Source organism: Comamonas sp. 14P8.1.4, from assembly GCF_057799285.1.
Genome location: NZ_JBYOKN010000013.1, coordinates 1 through 20,915, shown reverse-complemented (window position 1 = coordinate 20,915; position 20,915 = coordinate 1). Strand labels below are relative to the sequence as shown.

At 53.3% G+C, this 20,915-nt stretch carries 17 protein-coding genes; 9 read left to right on the top strand and 8 right to left on the bottom strand.

Features of this window, described 5'->3' with window-relative positions; all coding sequences use genetic code 11:
* The first annotated feature begins 94 nt into the window (after positions 1 to 94).
* The 8 genes from AC27VO_RS14710 to AC27VO_RS14675 all read left to right on the top strand — a co-directional run bounded on the left by AC27VO_RS14710 (position 95) and on the right by AC27VO_RS14675 (position 13,927).
* The gene (locus tag AC27VO_RS14710; protein ID WP_488667467.1) at positions 95 to 1,840 is read left to right on the top strand and encodes a type I restriction-modification system subunit M; all 1,746 of its coding nucleotides are present in this window, start codon (positions 95 to 97) and stop codon (positions 1,838 to 1,840) included.
* Positions 1,837 to 3,195: a restriction endonuclease subunit S gene (locus AC27VO_RS14705; RefSeq protein ID WP_488667466.1), complete on the top strand. Its 1,359-nt coding sequence runs from the start codon at positions 1,837 to 1,839 to the stop codon at positions 3,193 to 3,195. The genes AC27VO_RS14710 and AC27VO_RS14705 overlap by 4 nt, the downstream gene beginning before the upstream one ends.
* Positions 3,192 to 4,070 (top strand): GIY-YIG nuclease family protein, encoded by an 879-nt coding sequence (locus AC27VO_RS14700; RefSeq protein WP_488667465.1) that lies wholly within the window; start codon positions 3,192 to 3,194, stop codon positions 4,068 to 4,070. The genes AC27VO_RS14705 and AC27VO_RS14700 overlap by 4 nt, the downstream gene beginning before the upstream one ends.
* Positions 4,071 to 4,092: 22 nt before the next feature.
* Positions 4,093 to 7,248, top strand: a complete 3,156-nt coding sequence (locus AC27VO_RS14695) for a type I restriction endonuclease subunit R (protein WP_488667464.1) — start codon at positions 4,093 to 4,095, stop codon at positions 7,246 to 7,248.
* Between the two features lie 319 nt (positions 7,249 to 7,567).
* Complete coding sequence (locus AC27VO_RS14690) at positions 7,568 to 8,776, top strand: ABC-three component system protein (RefSeq protein ID WP_488667463.1); 1,209 nt, start codon at positions 7,568 to 7,570, stop codon at positions 8,774 to 8,776.
* Positions 8,773 to 9,273, top strand: coding sequence for a three component ABC system middle component (locus AC27VO_RS14685; protein ID WP_488667462.1), 501 nt, complete (start codon positions 8,773 to 8,775; stop codon positions 9,271 to 9,273). Before AC27VO_RS14690 ends, AC27VO_RS14685 begins: the two co-directional genes overlap by 4 nt.
* Positions 9,273 to 11,264, top strand: coding sequence for a DUF3732 domain-containing protein (locus tag AC27VO_RS14680; RefSeq protein ID WP_488667461.1), 1,992 nt, complete (start codon positions 9,273 to 9,275; stop codon positions 11,262 to 11,264). The genes AC27VO_RS14685 and AC27VO_RS14680 overlap by 1 nt, the downstream gene beginning before the upstream one ends.
* A 161-nt stretch (positions 11,265 to 11,425) precedes the next feature.
* The gene (locus tag AC27VO_RS14675; protein WP_488667460.1) at positions 11,426 to 13,927 is read left to right on the top strand and encodes a DEAD/DEAH box helicase; all 2,502 of its coding nucleotides are present in this window, start codon (positions 11,426 to 11,428) and stop codon (positions 13,925 to 13,927) included.
* 183 nt (positions 13,928 to 14,110) lie between these two features.
* Here the strand turns inward: AC27VO_RS14675 and AC27VO_RS14670 are convergent, their stop codons facing one another.
* The 7 genes from AC27VO_RS14670 to AC27VO_RS14640 all read right to left on the bottom strand — a co-directional run bounded on the left by AC27VO_RS14670 (position 14,111) and on the right by AC27VO_RS14640 (position 19,468).
* The gene (locus AC27VO_RS14670) at positions 14,111 to 14,470 is read right to left on the bottom strand and encodes a hypothetical protein (protein WP_488667459.1); all 360 of its coding nucleotides are present in this window, start codon (positions 14,468 to 14,470) and stop codon (positions 14,111 to 14,113) included.
* Positions 14,471 to 14,482: 12 nt separating this feature from the next.
* Positions 14,483 to 15,244 carry a hypothetical protein gene (locus tag AC27VO_RS14665; RefSeq protein ID WP_488667458.1) on the bottom strand — a complete coding sequence of 254 codons (762 nt, stop codon included), beginning with the start codon at positions 15,242 to 15,244 and terminating at the stop codon, positions 14,483 to 14,485.
* A gap of 87 nt (positions 15,245 to 15,331) precedes the next feature.
* Positions 15,332 to 15,670, bottom strand: a complete 339-nt coding sequence (locus AC27VO_RS14660; RefSeq protein WP_488667457.1) for a helix-turn-helix domain-containing protein — start codon at positions 15,668 to 15,670, stop codon at positions 15,332 to 15,334.
* 118 nt (positions 15,671 to 15,788) lie between these two features.
* Entirely contained in the window at positions 15,789 to 16,808 is a 1,020-nt protein-coding gene (locus AC27VO_RS14655) for a recombination directionality factor (protein WP_488667456.1), read from the bottom strand.
* A gap of 80 nt (positions 16,809 to 16,888) precedes the next feature.
* On the bottom strand, positions 16,889 to 17,935 hold the full coding sequence (locus AC27VO_RS14650; RefSeq protein ID WP_488667455.1) for a YqaJ viral recombinase family nuclease: 1,047 nt from the start codon (positions 17,933 to 17,935) through the stop codon (positions 16,889 to 16,891).
* 135 nt (positions 17,936 to 18,070) lie between these two features.
* The gene (locus AC27VO_RS14645) at positions 18,071 to 19,054 is read right to left on the bottom strand and encodes a DUF932 domain-containing protein (protein ID WP_488667454.1); all 984 of its coding nucleotides are present in this window, start codon (positions 19,052 to 19,054) and stop codon (positions 18,071 to 18,073) included.
* A gap of 72 nt (positions 19,055 to 19,126) precedes the next feature.
* Positions 19,127 to 19,468, bottom strand: coding sequence for a hypothetical protein (locus AC27VO_RS14640; protein ID WP_488667453.1), 342 nt, complete (start codon positions 19,466 to 19,468; stop codon positions 19,127 to 19,129).
* Between the two features lie 603 nt (positions 19,469 to 20,071).
* Here AC27VO_RS14640 and AC27VO_RS14635 point away from each other — a divergent pair.
* Complete coding sequence (locus AC27VO_RS14635; protein WP_488667452.1) at positions 20,072 to 20,659, top strand: tyrosine-type recombinase/integrase; 588 nt, start codon at positions 20,072 to 20,074, stop codon at positions 20,657 to 20,659.
* 15 nt (positions 20,660 to 20,674) lie between these two features.
* Here AC27VO_RS14635 and AC27VO_RS14630 read toward each other — a convergent pair.
* Positions 20,675 to 20,915: IS3 family transposase (locus tag AC27VO_RS14630; protein WP_488667451.1), on the bottom strand; the 241-nt coding region annotated here is incomplete at its 5' end.

Below are 20,915 nucleotides of genomic sequence, written 5' to 3'. Positions count from 1 at the left end.
GAGCTAGATAACGGCTCTTCTACCTTGGGCATGCTTTGGGTTGCATGCCTTTTCTCTTTCGATACCAAGCAGCAGGATGCTGCTTTTGCAGCCAATGAACCAACAATCTCTCTCCGCCTTCATCTGGTCTGTCGCTGATTTGCTGCGAGGGGACTACAAACAGTCCGACTACGGCAAAGTCATCCTGCCTTTTACCGTCTTGCGTCGTCTGGATTGTGTATTGGCTGACACCAAAGATGCCGTGCTGTCAGAGCTCGCTGCCAAAGAAAAACAGGGCGTCAACCCAGAACCGTTTCTGTTGCGCAAGTCTGGGCATAGCTTCTACAACACATCGCCTCTGGATCTCAAAAAGCTGCTGGGCGACGCTGACAACATCGCGCAAAACCTCTACAGCTACGTACAAGGCTTCTCTCCCGCCGTGCGTGATGTGTTTGAGCGCTTTGAGTTCCACGTGCAAGTTGAGCGCCTGGCAAAAGCTGGTCTGCTCTACCAAGTCGCAGAAAAGTTTGCCCAGATTGACCTGCACCCAGACAGTGTCAGCAACATGCAAATGGGGCTGGTGTTTGAAGAGCTCATCCGCAAATTCGCCGAAATCAGCAACGAAACCGCAGGTGAACACTTCACGCCGCGTGAGGTCATCCGCCTCATGGTCAACCTCATCTTTATTGAGGACGACGACATCCTCAGCAAACCCGGTGTGGTCCGCACCATCTATGACCCCACCGCAGGCACCGGCGGCATGCTCAGCGTGGCAGGCGAATATCTGGCAGAGCACAACCCCCAAGCGCGCCTGACCGTCTTTGGCCAGGAACTCAACCCCGAGTCCTACGCCATCTGCAAGGCGGACATGCTCATCAAGGGCCAGGACGTGGCCAACATCGCCTTTGGCAACACGCTCAGCGACGACGGCCACGCCGCCAAACACTTTGACTACATGCTCTCCAACCCACCTTTTGGCGTGGAGTGGAAAAAAGTCGAAAAAGAAGTGCGCAAAGAGCACGAACAACAAGGCTACAACGGCCGCTTTGGCCCCGGCCTGCCGCGCGTGTCGGACGGCTCTATGCTGTTCTTGCTGCACTTGATTGCCAAAATGCGCCCCGCCAACGAAGGCGGCAGCCGCTTTGGCATCGTGCTCAACGGCTCGCCCCTGTTCACCGGGGGCGCTGGTAGTGGCGAGAGCGAAATCCGCCGCTACGTGCTAGAAAATGACTTGTTGGAGGCCATCGTCGGTCTGCCCACCGACATGTTCTACAACACCGGTATTGCCACCTATATCTGGATCATCAGCAACCGCAAGCCCGCCGCGCGCCAAGGCAAAGTGCAGCTGATTGACGCTTCTGGCATGTGGCAAAAAATGCGCAAAAGCCTAGGCAGCAAGCGCAAAGAAATGAGCGATGCCCACATCGATCACATCACCCGCCTGTTTGGGGATTTTGTCGAAGCTAAGGGCGAAGACGGCACGCCCATTAGCCGTATTTTTGACAATGAAGAATTTGGCTACTACAGCATTACCGTAGAACGCCCCCTGCGTGACGAAGCTGGCAACGTGGTGCTGGGCCAAAAAGGTAAGCTCAAAGGCAAACCCCAGCCCAACAGCAGCTTACGCGACACCGAAAATGTGCCCTACCTGCAAGACGTGGCCGAATACTTCAAGCGCGAAGTACTGCCCCACGCACCCGATGCGTGGATTGACCCCGACAAAACCAAAGTCGGCTACGAAATCCCCTTTAACCGCCACTTCTACGTGTTCAAGCCCCCGCGCCCGCTGGAGGTGATTGATGCTGAACTCAAGCAAACCACCGACCGTATCCTGGACATGATCAAGGGGCTATCGGCATGAGCTTTGCAAAGTATCCCGCGTACAAGGACAGCGGTGTGGAATGGTTGGGGGCAGTGCCGGAGCATTGGGAGGTGAAGCGTCTGCGCAATGTGTCTACGCTGAATCCGTCTAAATCGGAAATAGCCCAACTGCCGCGCGATACCGAGGTGTCGTTTTTGCCTATGGAAGCTGTTGGTGATGATGGTTCGCTGAATCTCGAACGGACACGGCCTATCGCGGAAGTCGATTCTGGCTACACCTACTTTCGGGAAGGCGATGTAACGATTGCCAAGATCACCCCCTGTTTTGAGAACGGAAAAGGCGCTGTGATGCGAGGGCTTCACAACGGTCATGGCTTTGGTACAACTGAACTGATTGTGGCTCGGCCATCAGAAGGTAAAGTAAGTAGCGACTATCTATACCTTCTATTTACATCACATCCGTTTCGCCAATTTGGGGAAGGGAGTATGTACGGTGCAGGGGGACAAAAGCGTGTGCCGGATGACTTCGTACGAAACTTTGCTATAGCTTTCCCTCCGTTTGAGGAGCAGGCGGCCATCGCCACCTTCCTCGACCACGAAACCGCCAAAATTGACGCACTGGTTGCAGAACAAGAAAAGCTCATCACCCTGCTGCAAGAAAAGCGCCAAGCCGTTATCTCCCATGCCGTAACCAAGGGGCTCAACCCCAACGTGCCCATGAAGGACTCGGGCGTGGATTGGCTGGGGGAGGTGCCGGCGCATTGGGAGGTCAAGCGTTTAAGAAATGTGACCTCACTTAATCCTTCCAAAGCCGAAGTTGGCCATCTGCCTAGAGATACTGAGGTTTCGTTTTTGCCAATGGAAGACGTTGGTGGTGATGGCACGCTAAATCTCAGGCGTACGCGTCCTATCGCGGAAGTGGAGTCCGGTTACACCTACTTTCGGGAAGGTGACGTGACGATTGCCAAGATCACGCCCTGTTTTGAGAACGGAAAAGGTGCTGTGATGCGAGGCCTTAATAATGGATACGGCTTTGGCACTACCGAACTGATAGTGGTACGTCCATGTGAAAGCAAGGTGACCAGCAACTACTTACACCTTCTTTTTATCTCGATTCTGTTTCGATTGCTTGGTGAGTCATTCATGTATGGTGCAGGTGGGCAAAAGCGCGTTCCAGATGACTTTGTGCGTGATTTTCTTGTGGCCCTTCCACCTCTAGCTGAGCAAGAGGAAATCAAGGCTTTTCTTGAATGCGAGACTGGCAAGCTCGATTCACTGGTGACCCATGCCCGCTCCGCTATCGCCATTCTGCAAGAACGCCGCACCGCCCTGATCTCTGCAGTCGTAACCGGCCAAATTGATGTGCGCAACTGGCCTGCACAGGAGTCCGCATGACTCTTAGGCCACAAACTATCCAAATCTTTTTGCCAGGTGGCGCGCCAACTGGCATTCGCGTGGCTGAGATCACCACACGCATTGTTCAAGTCATTGAAGTGCCGCGCAAACTGCTGCCAGACTTTTTCAAAATGGCAGAGTCTGAGCAGGTCGGGGTTTACTACCTAGTTTCCAAGCCGGATGATGACAGCCAGCCGGAGGTCTATGTTGGGCAGACGGGTGACTTGCGCGGACGCCTAGCGAAGCACGATAGCGATAAAGACTTCTGGGAGCGTGCCTTGGTGCTGATTTCGCGCACTCAATCCATCACGCAGACGCATGCGCTTTACCTGGAGTGGCTAAGCATTCAGGCGGCCACGAAAGCGCAGCGCTATGAGACCAAGAACGGGAATGCAGGCTCTCGCCCTTATACCCCAGCGCCGATGGAGGCTGACTGCTTGGAGATCTTTGAGACGGGGCAAACCTTGCTGACCACCTTGGGCTATCCCTTGTTTGATGCAGTAGCCCCGCAGGCAGGGCAGAAAGACCAAGCGTTGGAGTTTTTCTATTGCACCTCTGGCGGTGTCAATGCCAAGGGCATCTACACAACCGAAGGGTTTGTGGTGCTGGAGGGCTCAGTTGGTCGTAAAAACAATGTGCCCTCTATCATGGGGACCAGTGACGCTGCATTTAGAGACAAGCTGCTGTCCTCTGACTTGGTAAAGGTTGAAGGGGAAAGCATCGTTTTTCTCAAAGACCATCTTTTCCCATCTCCAAGCCGTGCCGCGATGGCAGTGCTGGGGCGCACCGCCAACGGGTGGCAAGAGTGGAAAGACAGCAATGGGACCACTTTGGACCTACTCAAACGCCAGGCGATAAGCAGCGCAAGCGCATAAACAAAAGATACAAGGGGAGACCATGGCTCTGCACAAAGAAATTCAGTTTGAACTGGACATTTGCAACCACCTGGCCAGGCACGGCTGGTTGTATGCAGAGCCTGGTCAAGACGGTGATGCACGAGGCTATGACACTGCCCGTGCTTTGTACCCAGAGGACTTGCTGGAGTGGGTGCAAACTACGCAGCCCCAAGCGTGGCAGGCCTTGGTAAAAAATCATGGCGCTGCTGCAAAAGCCATGCTATTGGACCGCTTGCGCAAAGAGCTGGATATGCGTGGCACGCTGGATGTGCTGCGCATGGGCATTGAAATGCTAGGCGTCAGAGCACCCATCAAGCTGGCACAGTTTAAGCCTGCGCTGGCTATGAACCCTGATCTGCAAGCACGCTACGCAGCCAACCGCTTGCGTGTAGTACGTCAGTGTCGTACCAACCATGACGACATCATCGATCTGGTGCTTTTTCTCAATGGCATTCCGGTTGCCACTGCAGAGCTGAAGACTGATTTCACCCAGGACAACAATGCGGCGGTCGACCAATACCGCTTTGAGCGCATACCCAAGCCCAAGGGCAAGCCATTTGCAGAACCCTTGCTGGATTTCCCAAGAGGCGCATTGGTGCACTTTGCTGTGAGCAACCGCACAGTGATGATGACAACGCGCCTTCAAGGCCCGAGCACGCGCTTTTTGCCTTTCAATTTGGGCGATCACGGTGGCGCTGGCAATCCTGCCAATCCGAATGGCCATCGCACGGCCTATTTGTGGGAACAGGTCTGGCAGCGCGATAGCTGGCTGGAGATTCTTGGGCGTTATCTGGTCACTCAGCATGACAGCAAAAAAAAGGTTTCTGGCTTTATTTTCCCCCGCTATCACCAGTTGGACGCTACACGCAAGTTGGTGGCTGCAGTGTTGGAGGAAGGGGCAGGCCAGAAGTATCTGATTCAGCACAGTGCAGGGTCAGGCAAAACGAATTCGATTGCTTGGACTGCACATTTTCTTGCCGACCTACACGACGCTGACAACCAAAAACTGTTTGACAGTGTGTTGGTAGTCAGTGACCGGAACGTGCTGGATGCACAGTTGCAAGAAGCCATTTTTGACTTTGAACGCACCAAGGGCGTAGTGGCTACGATCAAAGGGGACGGCGGCAGCAAAAGCACTGAGCTGGCTGAAGCGTTGGGAGGCGGCAAAAAAATTGTGGTCTGTACGATCCAGACGTTCCCATTTGCCCTCAAAGCCGTACAGGAGTTGGCTGCAACACAAGGAAAACGCTTTGCTGTGATTGCCGATGAAGCGCATAGCAGCCAGACTGGTGAAGCAGCCAGCAAGCTTAAGCAACTGCTGAGTGCTGAAGAACTCAAGGAGCTGGCTGACGGGGGAGAAGTTGGGACTGAAGATCTGTTGGCAGTGCAAATGGCTGCAAGGGCCAATGATGCAGGCATCACGTATGTGGCTTTTACTGCTACCCCCAAGGGAAAGACCTTAGAGCTGTTTGGCCGTCGCCCTCAGCCAGAATTGCCTGCTGGCCCTGGCAATCTGCCTGCGCCTTTCCATGTGTACTCCATGCGCCAAGCCATTGAAGAAGGCTTCATTCTTGACGTGCTTGAGAACTACACCCCTTACAAGTTGGCCTTCAAGCTGGCCAATGAGGGTAAAGAGTGGGATGAGAAAGAGGTAGAGCGCAGCGAGGCGATGAAGGGCTTGATGCGCTGGGTACGCTTGCACCCTTACAACATCAGCCAGAAGGTGGCGGTAGTTGTTGAGCACTTCCGAGAAAACGTTCAGCCGTTGCTAGATGGTCACGCCAAAGCCATGGTCGTAGTGGGCAGCCGTCAAGAGGCAGTGCGCTGGCAACTGGCCATGCAGACTTACATCAAAGAGCAAGGCTACAAGCTAGGAGCACTGGTGGCGTTCTCTGGTGAGGTGAATGATCCTGAAAGCCTGCCAGAGCCTGTGACTGAAAACAGCACGCAACTTAACCCCTTGCTCAAAGGGCGTGACATGCGTGAAGCCTTTGCTACCGACGAATACAAAATTTTGCTCGTAGCGAATAAGTTTCAAACCGGCTTTGATCAGCCTTTGCTGTGTGGCATGTACGTGGACAAGATGTTAGGTGGTATTCAGGCCGTGCAGACACTGAGCCGCCTCAACCGTGCTTACAGCGGGCCGTATGGCCTCAAGGACACGACATACGTTTTGGACTTCGTGAACGAGCCTGATGACATCCTGGCAGCGTTTAAGACCTATTACGAAACTGCCGAGCTATCGGGGGTGACAGATCCGCATCTGGTCTATGACTTGCGCGCAAAGCTGGATGCTGCTGGGCACTACGATGACTTTGAAGTGGATCGTGTCGTACAGGTGGAAATGAATTCCAAGGCCACGCAAGCGATGCTGGTGGCAGCTATTGAGCCAGTTGCAGACAGATTGCTCAAGCGCTACAAAGCGGCACAACAAGCGCTGCAAGATGCCCAAGGCGGACCGATTGTGGATGGCCCTCTGACACAGGCTGCCAAAGATGAACTGGATGCGCTAATTCTGTTCAAGCGTGATTTGGGGACCTTTGTTCGAGTCTATGCCTTCTTGGGGCAAGTCTTTGACTATGGCAATACAGCGATTGAAAAGCGCGCTCTTTTCTTTAAACGCTTGTTGCCTCTACTGGACTTTGGCCGTGAGCGCGAAGGAGTGGACTTATCCAAAGTGGTTTTGACACACCATCGTTTAAAAGACCAAGGCCAGCGTAATTTGTCGCTGCACCAGGCAGATGGTCAGCACAAGCTGGAGCCAATGACAGAAGCCGGAGGCGGCTCCGTTCAAGACAAGCAAAAAGTACTGCTATCTGAGCTTGTGGAGAAGGTCAACGACCTGTTCGAGGGAGAACTGAGCGACGAAGACCGGCTTGTCTATGTGAACCACGTCAAAGGCAAGTTGTTGGAGTCTGAGATATTGGTGCAGCAAGCCAGCAATAACAGCAAAGGTCAGTTTGACAATTCACCGGATCTGGATAGTGCACTGACCGATGCCATCATTGATGCCTTTGATGCTTACACCACAATGAGCAAACAAGCATTGGACAGTGAGCGTGTGCGAGCTGGTCTGAAATCCATCTTGCTTGGACCAGCGCAGTTGTACGAGGCATTACGTGCGCGTGGTGGAAATCATCCGGGGCTACATCCCTGAAAGCATCTAGTAGCAGGCAGCTTTAGGCTGTGAGCTGCCGTTCGATGAGGACACTTCAAGCGGCGGCTATGCGTCCAAGAGTGGTCGTCGAACACTGACCGAAAGGCGACGCTGCGGCGAAATGCTGATGAGACACTTGACATCGCAGTGCCCCCTGAGTCTCAGCGTGCGGAAAAGTTGTCAGAAGCTTGATCAGCTATCTTTCGTAAAGGATAGCTTTGCTTCCGCGCCGCCATGCAGCACACATCGTCCGTGCTACAAATTGAAGCTGCTAGATACATTTGTAAAATGACGTCGCCATAGTTCCTGAGGGAGTTGTATGACGAAATTGATGGGAAGGGGAGGCTCTCTGCGCAAACGCAAGACAGAGGTTCCTGGACAAGCACTCGGCTTTGGACTTCAGTACACGCGCCTTCTGCAGCTCTTGCTGCAGGCGCCACCGGGAAGCGCCTGCAGCATGGAATACCTTGATGACGTCGCACAAGAAGATACTCAGGGAGTCACACTGGGGCAAAGCAAAAGCGCTCTTACCGCCAACCCTGTGGCGGATCGGGCGAAATCTCTTTGGAAAACGTTTTCAAACTGGATAACCATGGCCGCCGCTGGCGACTGTGACCCGGATCGGACCACGTTCGAGATGTACGTTTCTCGGCAGGTGTCAGCCACGTTGGTCGATGCTTTTTCCGGAGCAGCCACTTTGGAGGCCGCTAATGCAGCCATTGAGGTAGCGAGAGCAACCTTATGGGGAAGTGAGCCAGGTAATAACTTACGTGCACATGTCGCTGCCAACATCGCATCCTATGTCGACAATGTCTTCAACGCTGACCAGCAATTGGTGGCGCGGGTCATCAAAAACTTCAAGCTGACTTGTGGGTCGGGAAGTCCTCAGGCAGATGTCGAGGCGATCCTCAAGACGCATCCGATCACGCACAGCAAGATCCGAGATATTGCCGACCATTTGAGTGGTGTTGTAAAGCGTCGCGTTGACGAGATGTTGGAGGCGGGCAAGCCCGCTATCATTTCAAGTGATGAGTTTCGTACCTGGTATACCGCGTATGTCCAGAAGGTAGACCGCGAGACAGTGCTCACGACCTATGCCAAGCGGCCTAGCACCACTGAGGCTGAGGGTCACCTGCCGAGGGTGTTCGTACAGCAGTTGGACCTGATCGGGCTTGAGTTTGAAGACAAACTCGAGGCTATAAGCGACTATCTGATGGCGGCTGCGGACCGAACTGCGTGGGCGATCAGTGGAGACGTTGATGCAACCTCCTTCGAAGAGTTGGACATGACGTTAAAGCGCAGTTGGAGGAATAAGCGGTTGACTTGCAGGGTTGCTCATAGCGAAAAAAGGCCAGACCAACAAGGCCTGGCTTTATACGCCGATTGCATGGATGACAGCGTGCCTGTTCAGCAGAAGGAAGCGCCAGGACATTTCATTCCCGGTTGCCTTCATCGGCTCGCCGATGACTTAGCGATCGGCTGGCATCCCGACTTCGAGCTGCAGCTTAGGCCGAAGAAGGCAGCATGACGATGCTCGCAGTCGAAGCACAAAACATCCAGAATCCCGCACTCGGCGCAGCCCTCCTTTGGCGCTTCTGCTGTGCCTATGTCAAGACTCATCCCACTGGCGATGCGCCGGCGTTGCCGACACTGTTCGTGGTGCTGCCCATCGTGCTGCACCAAGCCACCGTGGAGTTGTTGTACAGCACGTGGGCCAGTTCGGGCTTGAGGGCCTTCGCCGCAAAGTTTAGTGACTCCAAAGTATCGAAGCAGGATTTACTGTTGCAAATCCACGAGCGATCGCTTCGATGGAGAACACTTACGTTGGATTCGATCGAGTTGGCTGCGGCTGGCCGGTTGATCCAGTTGACTGAGTCCGGTTGTGCCTTGCCACTATCAAAAACGGCGGCACGTGGCCTCCCCGATGAAGTCAAGAAACTCATGAGTGGCGCGGAAAAACTCGGAGGTTGGTTCGGACCTCTAACCCTCCATGAAATCACTACGACCTTGAAGGTGAGGCTTTAATGTTCTTCCAAATCCGTGCAGTCATTCTTTGGCCACGCAACCCGGATTTCAAGCCTCGCCGACTGCGTTTTGATTTGGGTAAGGTCAACGTGATCAGCGGTGCATCGCGGACAGGAAAGTCTGCAGTCATTCCAATTATTGACTACTGCTTAGGCTCTAGGACTTGCTCCATTCCGGTCAACACGATTCGAAAGCATTGTGAGTGGTTCGGCGTAATTGTTGCGACAACGCAGGGTGACAAACTTCTTGCTCGCCGTGAGCCGGGCGCGCAACGGAGCACGGAAGACATGTTCCTACTGGAAGCTGATCGCATCGAAGATGTCCCGCACCGGATTGTTAAGAACACCAGTGCCGAGGTAGTAAAACGTCTGCTTGATGAACTTTCTGGGCTATCAAACTTGGATTTCACCGGTGGTGAAGAGGCCACTGGCTTCGACGGCCGACCAAGTTTCCGGGACTTGGCAGCCTTCACCTTCCAGCCGCAGAACGTCGTCGCTAACCCAGATGTATTGTTCTTCAAGACCAATACCTATGAGCATAGGGAAAAGCTCCGAAAGATCTTTCCGTACGTCCTCGGCGCAGTGACCCCAAGTCTCATGGCCAAGCAATATGAACTTGGCCGGCTGCGATCCGAATTGCGGCGCAAGGAGCGAGAGTTCAAAGAGGCTCAGGAGGTGTCTGCCCGATGGCTGGCAGATCTCACTGCGAAGTTCAGTGAAGCTTTGGAACTAGGCTTGGTGCCAAAACAAGAGGTGCAACCGACGCGGAGTCAAATGATCGAGTTGCTAGAAGAGGTCGTTGCCCGTACCGACCTCACGATCACTGTCAGCACCGCGACCATCTCGGAGGCGTTAAGAGAGCTGAATGCTTTGGAGCAAGAGGAGCGAGAGGTTTCACGAGAGTTAACAACATTGCGACATCGTCTGGCTGAGATGAATCGCATGAGCGTCAGTGGTGCTCAATACGAAACAGCCATCGCATTACAGCGAGGCCGATTGAAGCTTTCGACTTGGATCCACGGAAACGCGGATGACAGCTCCGACTGTCCTATGTGTGGCAGCCATACCGATTCGGCGCGTAACAAGCTAAAGGTGCTGTCTGGCAGGTTAAAGGCGGTGGAAGCTGAAGCGGGGATCAACAAAGAGGTCCCAGCGGCTTTCGATCGCGAAATGCAACGTGTAAAAACAGATGTCGGATTGACGACCGAGCGTCTTCGTTCGGTGCAAGTTCGCAAACGTGCGCTGTCATCCCGCTCAGTCGAGGCCAATGAGCGACAGTTTGCGGCGAAGAAAGCCGAGCGTTTTGTGGGCAAACTTGAGTCCGCGTTGGACTTGCATCGCCGTTTGGGTGGTGACAGTGGCTTGGCTGAAGAGGTTGGCAAGCTACGAGAGAAAGTGCGGGCCCTTGACGCTGAGTTGAAGGAGCAGGACGTGGAATCGAGGAAGCGCCGTGCGCTGACGGCCGTCAATGGATACGCCGGCCGCCTCTTGCCTTTCCTGGACGTAGAGAATCCTGACGACCCCATTTCGCTGGAGATTAGCGATCTCACAATTAAGGTCCAAGGGGCAGACCGCGATGATTACCTGTCAGAAATTGGTAGCGGATCCAATTGGCTTTCGTACCACTTAGCCATGCTACTGGCATTGCAGCAGTTCTTTCTATCTCAGCCAAATAGTCCCGTGCCTGGATTTTTGGTTTTTGACCAGCCGAGTCAGGTCTATTTCCCAAAGCAAGTAATTCAGCGCCCGATAGACGAAGAGGTAGAGCCACGACTGCGTGACGAAGATGTTGTTGCCGTACACAAAGCCTTCGAGGTGCTCAACAAAGTTGTACTGAATGCCAAGGGTGGCCTTCAGGTGATTGTTTTGGACCATGCTTCGCGTGAACTTTGGGGCGATATATCGGGAGTCGTCGGATTAAAGGATTGGCGTGAAGGTACCAAGCTTGTTCCTATGAAGTGGCTCAATGATGAGTTTAATGTCGCCCCTTAATGCACATCGGAAAATAGTTGGGCGAGAAATGCGAGACAAGAAGTGACTAAATAGTAGTTTTTAGTGATCGACCTGGATTCGTTGCGTGAATTTCATGCACGCGATGAATGGCGAAAAGTGATCCTTAGTTAAGTCAGCGAGTGTAAATAAGAGAGAAAAATATGGTTGATTTCAACAAACTTAGGTCGCAGGCCATGCGTGTTGCGCCGGTCGAGCCGCTTGAAATTTTTAGACGTGTTCCAAAGCCTCAAGGGATCAACGATCTCTACACCAGCCAAGCAGAGGTATTAGAGGCATGGTTCAAACGCAGAAACGAGCGCGATACGGTAGTAAAGCTACATACCGGTGGGGGAAAGACGCTCGTTGGCCTGTTAATGGCGCAATCAACACTGAACGAACTCAAAGAACCGGTTTTATATCTGGCCCCAACAACGCAGTTAGTCAACCAAACACTGGAGAAGGCGCGCTCGCTTGGTATGACCGCCGTGCCTTACGTTGTCGGTCAACCGCTTGCAGATGACTTTGTTAATGGCAAAGGTATTATGGTCGCGACGTACAAAGCGCTGTTTAACGGATTCAGCAAGTTCGGCGTTAGGGGCGGACGAATGCCAATCAGGGCGGGAGCTGTCATCCTCGATGATGCCCATGTGGCCTTCTCAGTGGTGCGGGAATCTTTCACGCTGGAAATTTCGTCCAAGAATGACCAAGATAGATACAACGATCTCTGTTCGCTATTCCGGCCAGCATTTCGGGATATCGACCGTCTTGGCACCTTTGACGACACCGTCTCCGGATTAAGTAATATCGTTGTTGAGGTCCCTTATTGGGCTTGGCACGAGCAGATCGATGCCGCGCGCACCTTGCTACGCGGCGATGGAAGCGACACCCCATTTGCTTGGCCGCTATTGCGTGACAACCTACACCTGTGCCACGCGTTAATCAGCAGCGATGCCTTTACGGTGACATCTGCGCTGCCACTGGTCAACAGCTTTCCAACATTTGCTGACGCGCCGCGCCGCATATACATGTCTGCCACGATTGCTGACGATAGCGAAATCGTACGCACATTCGATGCAGACCCGCAACATGTTGGGAATGCATTGACGTCTCGATCGTTGGCTGGGATCAGTGAGCGGATGATCTTGATTCCAAGCTTGATGAAGTTCAAGTTTGATGCAAACGAAGTCATGAAGACGTTGCTCACGCAGGTAGCGCAGCGCAACCTTGGGGCGATTGTTCTTGTACCATCAAATTTTGCAGCCAAGGCTTGGGAAGATATTGCGGAGATTGCAGAGGGTTCCGATCAAGTGGAGGCAAAAGTTGAGGCGTTACAAGCTCGCGCGACCAGCGGGCCGATAGCATTCGCCAATCGTTACGATGGTATTGACTTACCAGGGGATTCCTGCAGGTTGCTGGCTATGGAAGGTCTGCCTTCGGGTACATCGGACTATGAATTGCTGCGCGCAAATACTCTTTATGGTGGCTCGACTATTAGTCGAATGCTTGCGCAACGCATTGAGCAAGGCATCGGACGCGGAGCACGAGGCGCTGGCGATTACTGTGTTGTACTGCTTGCCGGAGCGGATTTGTCAGGCTGGATAGCCAAAGATGCCAACTTCAAATTACTCACCGGTGCTACTCGTGCCCAGCTTGAAATGGGGTCCACGGTGAGCAAAGAAGTGGAGGATGTCGAGGACTTGGTGAAGACAATCGAGATGAGCATCCGTAGGGACGTTAATTGGGTTGAGTACCATGCAGCCACCCTAGCTGAAAATGTGGAGCAGGAGGATCTTGATCCACAACGCTTCGATATTGCTGCGGCAGAACGTAAAGCCTTCAATAATTGGGCGGATGGGTATCACGACAAGGCGATCGCCAAATTGGATCACGTGGCAAATGGTCGAGTCTTGCCTGATGAACAGACACGGGGCTGGTTGCTCCAGTTGGCCGGTCGTATTGCGAATCATTGGGGTCAAAATGACCGTAGCGATGAGCTGCAGCGAGCAGCTTTTGGGTCGAATCGCAACTTGTTGCGGCCGCGGGTAATGCCTCCGTACCGTCCGTTGCCAATTCCTGGAGCTCAGGGTGCAGCTATCGCATCCCAATTGCGAGGATACCGGATGCGTCGTGGTCTGCTCCAACGGTTTGAGTTGGTGGTATCAAAGCTGAATTCCAACGCGTCTGCGAATCAGTTTGAACAGGCCTTAGCAGATCTAGGTGAATTGATTGGCCTGTCGACAGAACGTCATGATGATGGCGGCGAGGGGCCAGATGTCCTGTGGTTGCTGCCGAATAAGGTTGCACTCATTCTGGAGGCAAAAAGCCGCAAACTGGAGAAAAACCCATTAACCAAGGAAGAGCATGGTCAGTTGCTTGTCGCCCAACAGTGGTTCGATAAGAACTACAACGGATTTATGAGCTTACGGGTTGTAGTTCATCCGACAAACAAAGCGACGGTGGCAGCTGCCGCGCACGACAGCTATGCATTTACGCTTGACCGATTGACGGCCTTGGTGGCTGACGCTCGCGTACTGTTGACGGATCTTTGCGAGTCCCAGCTGACCGACATCGAACTTGAAGGGCACTGCCAACAATTGATTGAGCGATCTCCAATACGAGCGGATAGGCTTAACGCCTATCTCTCAATTTTCGTTGAGGGATAGAGGGGATCATGCGCCCAGGCTTGAGCGTTGGCTTCTGCCTGGTGCATCTGGTCGGGAGGACGTTACGTATATCGCATCTCGAACGTCCGTTTCTGTCCCCAAAGCAGTCCTCGGCGTCTCGCCCGGGACCGGCAGCAACCGCTGCACAGCAGTCTTATGGAAACTCAGGTTGCTTGAGTCCCTTCAAGTCCTGGTCTTGGGCTTGGTCATTACAACGATGAGGCCACAGAGGATGCCTAGAACTACGATGGCTGGAGCTGCGAGCATCATCTGTATGCCATACATCGCATAGTCAGCAAGAGCCCCAGAGCGTGCACCTCCTTTGGATGCCCCAATGATGAGAGCACAGATCCTTAGACCGATGTAATACAGCACCAAGGCGACCACATCTATCAGCAGCAGCCATTTAAAAAGCTTCGGTGCACACCCTAAAAAAATTAAAAAAACGATGATTCCAAGGATGATGTGCATGGGCAACTGTCCATAGACAAACCAAAAAATTAAAAGATAGTCTTTTTGCCCAACGCGTAAGGCGTTGGGCATGAATAGACGCTATTAGCCTTCACTCAAAGCACGCCAGCCGTTATCGGTCTTGCGCATGGTCACCGTGCCTTGCATTTTTATCTCGTACTCTTGAAACCAGTTGGTAACGTCTTGGGTCTCTTGTACGGTTTGTCCAGGGATTTTTAAAATTTCAAGTATGAACTTTGAGAAGCTCTCACGTGGACAACCTGCGTTGTAGTAGTTGCCTACTGCGGAAAATTCATTCTTGTAAACCTTCAGATTTGGTTGATGAACCGTAGGACCATCAGCATAGAGTTTTGCAAGTTCATCTTTTCGTTCTTGCCAGGAGCTAGGGGGTGGATTTTGTTGTTTCCATTCTTTGAATGCCGCGAAGTATTCTTTGAGTCGATCAGGTGATGGATAGGGTGAGCCATCATTGGAGAATTGGTGGCGCTGTGGGCCTAGGGCTTCATATTCGTCATAGATGCGGTCTATCTCCCTTTGAAGGAAGCTAATGTGCTTTTTGCGTGCCTCTGTCGCTTCTAACCACGTACGCACGCTCTCTTTTTCTTGCTCGTGGGTGTGCAAGAGCTGTTTGAGCATGCTGGGATCTTTGAGCTCAATGCCGTAGGTGTATTCCACCCGGTAGTAGCCATCGTCCTCATAGCCGTTGGTCTTTTTGATGTCCACGATTTCGATGTTTTCACAGCTGGCGAACTTGGGCTCCAGAAATTTCTCAACGTCGCCAGTGCCGGGTGATGAGCTGCAGCCAGCCAAGGCCAAGGCCGAACAAATAAGTAGTCGCTTTTTCATATATCCCTCTCTTGGGTATTGGTCTTCAATCGAAAAAACACATCCGCCCGCCCTCTAGCCAGAGGAAGGCGGATGTGGGTATGGGCTTTACGAGGGCTTGCGGGGGATGGTCTGCAGGTAGTGCGGTGCAAAGCCGTTCAAATGCGCAGTTTTGAGTTGCACGTTGATGTCTCGGAAATGCCCATCAAGGGCCAGAAAGAACTCCGAGGGCTTCATGTGCAGGGCAGCGATGATGCGTTCCATATTGGCCAGCGTCACATTGCGCTCACCCCGCTCCACACCTCCCATGTAGCTGCGATCCAAGCCGCAGTAATGCGCAAAACCCTCCTGAGAAAACCCCTGCGCTTTGCGGCCCTCACGCACGGCTTGCCCGAAAGCCTTGAGCACGGGAGAGCGGTCTTCTTCGGTCATTGGTTTGCTTGCCATGGGGCGCAATGGTTACGATTCGTAGCAGTCTTGACCACAGTGCATCTGCACACGGGACAAAGCATCACGGTGTGCAAATACACGGTGTTAAACACTACGGTCTATGCGATCACGGTCTTTAAGATGACGGACTATGCGTACCATGGCGCAGCCGGTTTGGGGTGCCATCATCGGCGGCCTCAATGCCAGAGCCAGTGAGCGTTGGAGTGCCATCGGGATAAAACTCCTCCACAATCTCAGCGACTTCATCCGGTGCATCTTCGAAGCAGCCATTGGCAAAGCCGTGGCGTGCAGCCCTGTCCAAAGCCATCTGGTCAAAGCCTGCAGCCAAGCGCTCTGCAGCCAAGTCCTTGGCTTGCCCAATGGCAGCATTGAGCGATAGCCCTGAGCGCACGACCAAGTCTGCGTAATAAATGGCTGCGCGGTGTGACTGCGTAGTCGATTTGCCCCGCAGCTTGAGCTCCAGCGGCATACAGGCCAGGTGCCCACCAGAGACAGCAGCGAAGTACTGCAGGCGTGCAGCCAAGGTACGAATGCTGTTAAAGCCCGTGGTGCGAAACACAAAGCTGCCCAATTCATCGCTGTCACCGATGCTGACGTTCAGCCGCCCATAAGGCTTGCAGTTACCCAGCCCAAAACGACAGCTATCAGGACCGGGACATTCCATCGTCTCCAGCCCTTGATCCGTGACGCGCTTGCAGCTCTCCCCGTCACCCACGCAGACAGGACGCGCTGTGCTGCGGTCAAACATGCAGTAGTTGGCCCGCAGGTTCAGATCTGGGTCATTGAACAAGACGCGCACGGGAATGCTACGTAGCTTGCGTCGTGGAGAGCTAGTTTCTGCAGGCGCTTGACCTGCAACCCCCATCTTGTCTTTGAGCGTGCGCTTGGCTGGACGCGCATTGTTGTTCTTCTCTTCATCTGAAGGCTGCGCGCCTTCCTTTATGCCGTCATGTGCCTGTGCACGGCGTAAAGCTTCATCTAAGGGATGTAGCACCCATTGGCCGCGCTGCTGGACTTGGGTAGTTATAGTGAACTCATCGTCTTTTTCAGGCAGGCGCTTGCCGTTCTTTTCAACCACCTTGCCAATCGAAATCCGGCCAATCACAGGTGGGGTAAGCATCAAGCCTTTGATCATGTTTTGCTCCAAAAAAAGAAAGCTCCCGGTGGCGTAAGCCACGGGGAGCTGATGGGTTGTAGGGATAGAAGTGAGAGGTATTAGGCAGGTTGCACGCAAAACCGCCGTGAGCCTGGACGTGTGCTCAAGTAGGCTTTGGCCATCTCTGGATGGTCTTTGACGAACTGCACGGTATCGAATGCTTGTCCGTCCTTGCTGCGGCGCCAAGTCACACTGCCACCACAGGCAAACGTGGCCTTGCCAGCTTCTCCCATGTGGATCTGAATGGCTTGTCGCAAGCGTGCTTCCTTCTTCTGTGCGGCATCGAGCTGCTCACGGGCCTGCAGCAGAGCTTCAAAGGTGGCATTGAGTTCTGAGTCATCGCTCATGTCCACGTCTTCACCTGCGCTGTTCGGATAGAGGCAACGCAATGCTTTTTCTGCACTGTCAGAGCCATCTCCGGGAGGCGGCGTATTGCTTTCTACCAGTTGCCAGAATGCGCGCTCCATCTCGATCAAACGGGCAATCAAAGCCTCATCCCGCTCAATGCGGAAGATGCGCAGCTCTTGTCCCCCAATGAGCACGGCCACATCTGCAGCCTTGTAGCCCGTGACAGCCAACTGGTGCATGACCTGCAATTGCACATACTCAGGCACGCCATCCTTCCAAAGGCGTGCACCGTGAATGCCTGCAGTCTTGCATTCCAGAATTTGCACCTCGGATGAACCCACCACCTCACGGTCCACATTGGCCAGCATCCAAGGATGCTTGGGGTGTTGTAGCACTGCGTTTACGCGCCGCACCTTGTTGCCCGTGCGCTTGGTGTAGTGGGCTGCCACGATGGGCTCCAGCAACGTACCCCAGAACATGGGGCTGGTGTCATCGTTGGGATCAATGGCAGGCAGCAGGTCGGCCTTGCCGGTCTTTTGCATCCACAACTCCAGTTGGGACTGGTAGGGATTGAGGCCAACGGCAGTCGCAGCATCGGAGCTGCCAATGCCTGTGCGACGCACCTCCAGCCAATCATCGCGTGCCATGTCCTTGGTCGATACCAGGCGCAAAGCGGCACCCTTGCGCGGGCGGCTGGGATGCTCCACTGGTGTTTCACGGACATCCAACTTGGCATTGCTCAACAAATGAACTGACATACAAATCTCCTTGGCCCGCAAAAATTGCGGGCATAAAAAAACCGCCTCAGAAGGCGGTTCGTGGGGGTGGAACGTAGATGGGGAAACCTAGCGGAAACAGCCAATGCGGCCAGAGTTGCAAACCAGCGAGCATGCTCAGGCTACCAGCTGCAAAGCATGATCCAAGGCGCGCTGCTTGATGGCAGCACCTTGACCAAACCAAGCACTGTCCAAGCGGTTGTCTTGGCTGCGCGCTTGTTTCTCATGGTCAACGAATTCGGTCACTGAGCACAGCAAGCCCCAGGCAGTGTCTTTGGCAGCATGCATCTCTGCACCTCGGCCGTGGCCTTCATAGAGCATCTGTACCTTCTTAAGTGCTCGTTCATTGGTCAAGCCGACTGATAAATCAGAGTGGCTGTCTGTATTGCAGATCACCTTGAGGAAGTAGTTCATCGCCTCATGGGTCTTGACCTTGCGCTCGGCCAGCGTCTTCATGCGGTACATAAAGCTGTCCCACTGTCCAACTGCGATACCGAGTTGGCGTTTAACTGCCTGTGCGTCGAACGTAGTGCTGTGGGGAACCTTGACGGAACCAACGCCATCCTTGAGTGCAATTGTGAGAGTGTTGTTACACACCACGCGCACTGTCGTAGGCATGGCCACCGTAGCCAGGGAGCCATCGCATGACGTAGCCAACAGCAAATAGCCGTTGACAACATCATTGCCTTTCAACGCGACAGATTTACCAGTGCGCGCCAATGCCCAGAACTTACGCCCAGCCTTGAGTACGCCAGCAGTTTCCAACTCATAACCTGCCACTTCGGTCAGGTCTCGGTAGAACTCCAGTACCTCGCGGGGCTGAACCACGTTGTAGCGACTGCCCACTACGGAGAGCGGTGCCTGCGTGTCGCTGCGGTAGAGCACTTTTTGTTCTGGAAACTCTTTGGGCTCGGCATATAGACCAGATAGGCCTGTATTTCCATCTGAGGCGAGATAACGCACAGGTGTTTCCTGAATACGCCAGTCCATGCCTGCAGCTTGTGCCCAGACATCGATGCTTTGTTTGGCAGGCAATGCGTTGCCAAGTTCATGCCAAGGGGTTTGGCCAGCGTAGGCCATGGTTTCAATGAGGTGTGCCATCAGATTTCTCCTTAATTAATAAATGAGACGTATTCCACAAAAAGACTGTGACGCGTCGTGCTACGGAACGACTCAGACCTTAAAAGTCTTTCGACATGCGCTGCAGCGATAGTTGTCAAACAGCACGAGGTCAATCTTGGCGCCAGCTTTAGCACCTAGATCACACCCAATGGCTGCTGCAGTCATAGCTGCAACCACGGCACCAGCAACGCCGTTGAAAGCAAATCCTGCTGAAGCAAGTGAAGTGCTGGGGAGACTGGCAATTGATAGCCCTTTGTTCGAGGCATGAAAGCCTCCAGCAGCACCGACAGCACATCCCAGCACGGCACAGGCATAGGTGGCCGGTGCCCGAGGGGTGACTTCCGGGTGCTCACAGAAGGGGCAAGACAGAAGCGAGGGGATGGATATTTCCAAAGTGATCTCCTATACACGGCAACAAAAAAGCCCCTGCGCAGATACACAGGGGCTTGTGACGTTGGGTTGCTGAGGATCTGTAGATGTCCTCAGCTTCGTGATATGAGGTTGAAATTTTTTTCAATTAAGCTGCTCTCACCGATGTGGATAAAGGTTATCTTCGTAAGACTACATTTGCGGACCTCGTTGAGGTTCTTGCGGACGGGGCCATATCGAGGTCCCAGGAATACCTTGTTGAACATTGATGGAGATGTCTGTCAAAAAATTAGCTGATCAGCCTATGAAAGGTATGACCGGGGAACAAACCGGGGAACTAGCATCAAAAAATGTAGCAAAAGATAGTTGATTATTAAGGTGAATTTGCTTCGGTTTAATTGACGCCAGCCCACCAACTACCCGTCCAAAGGGGTCCAGTGAAGTTCACTGGACCCCTTTTCTTTTGGTAAATCAATGACTTAGAGTCCTTGATCGTCCAAGGATGTTTTTTGGCATCTATGGTGGGGATGGGGAACTAAAGGGGAACAAACGTGATTGCTACTGGATTTTTCCCCCGGTGTTCCCCATATGCCTGTAAAGAAGACTTTCATACAGGAGATGTTCCCCATGTTGACGGATGTTCAGTGCCGTAATGCCACTTGCCCGCCTGACCTTAAAAGGAAGCGGTTTACCGACGCCAATGGCCTGTACCTCGAAGTCAGTCCGGGAGGATCCCGGCGCTGGTTTTGGAAGTACCGCAAGGATGGCAAGGAAGGTCGCCTTGCTTTAGGGAAGTACCCCGATGTTTCTTTGAGTGCTGCACGCCTTGCTAGAGATGCTGCGCGCATCAAAAAGTCAGAAGGTGTGGATCCTGTTAAAGAGCGAAAACTTCAAAAGCTCATCAACCCCACTGGGCTGGGGAACACTTTTAAAGAAGTTGCGCTGGATTGGCACCGAAGGCAAGCAGCCAATTGGAGCCCTGGTCATGCCGCACGAACATTAAGTCAGCTCGAACGCGATCTCTTTCCATGGATTGGTGATCGCGAAATGGATCAGATCCAGCCCATGGAATTGCTGGCGGTACTTCAAAAAATCGAGGATCGAGGTGCGCTAGAAACTGCAGACCGCGGCTTGATGCTTGCTCGTCAAATCTGGCGCTACTGGCTACCAACAGCCAGCAATACACAGCGAGACATCACCGAGGGCTTGAAGTGAATCGACCAGCATTTCCTAGACAGTTAAAAGCCTCATGGAATTGCGTCTCTCGAACTCTATCGGAGACAGGCCATCCGCAGACGAATGTCTGCGGATGGGGTTGTAAAACATTTCAATGTAGCTAAACACATCGCTTCGTGCTTCTTGCCTGGTGGCATAGATATGCTTGCGGATGCGCTCGCGCTTGAGCAATTGGAAGAAGCTTTCTGCTACCGCGTTGTCATGACAGTTGCCTCGCCTGCTCATGCTGGGCTGT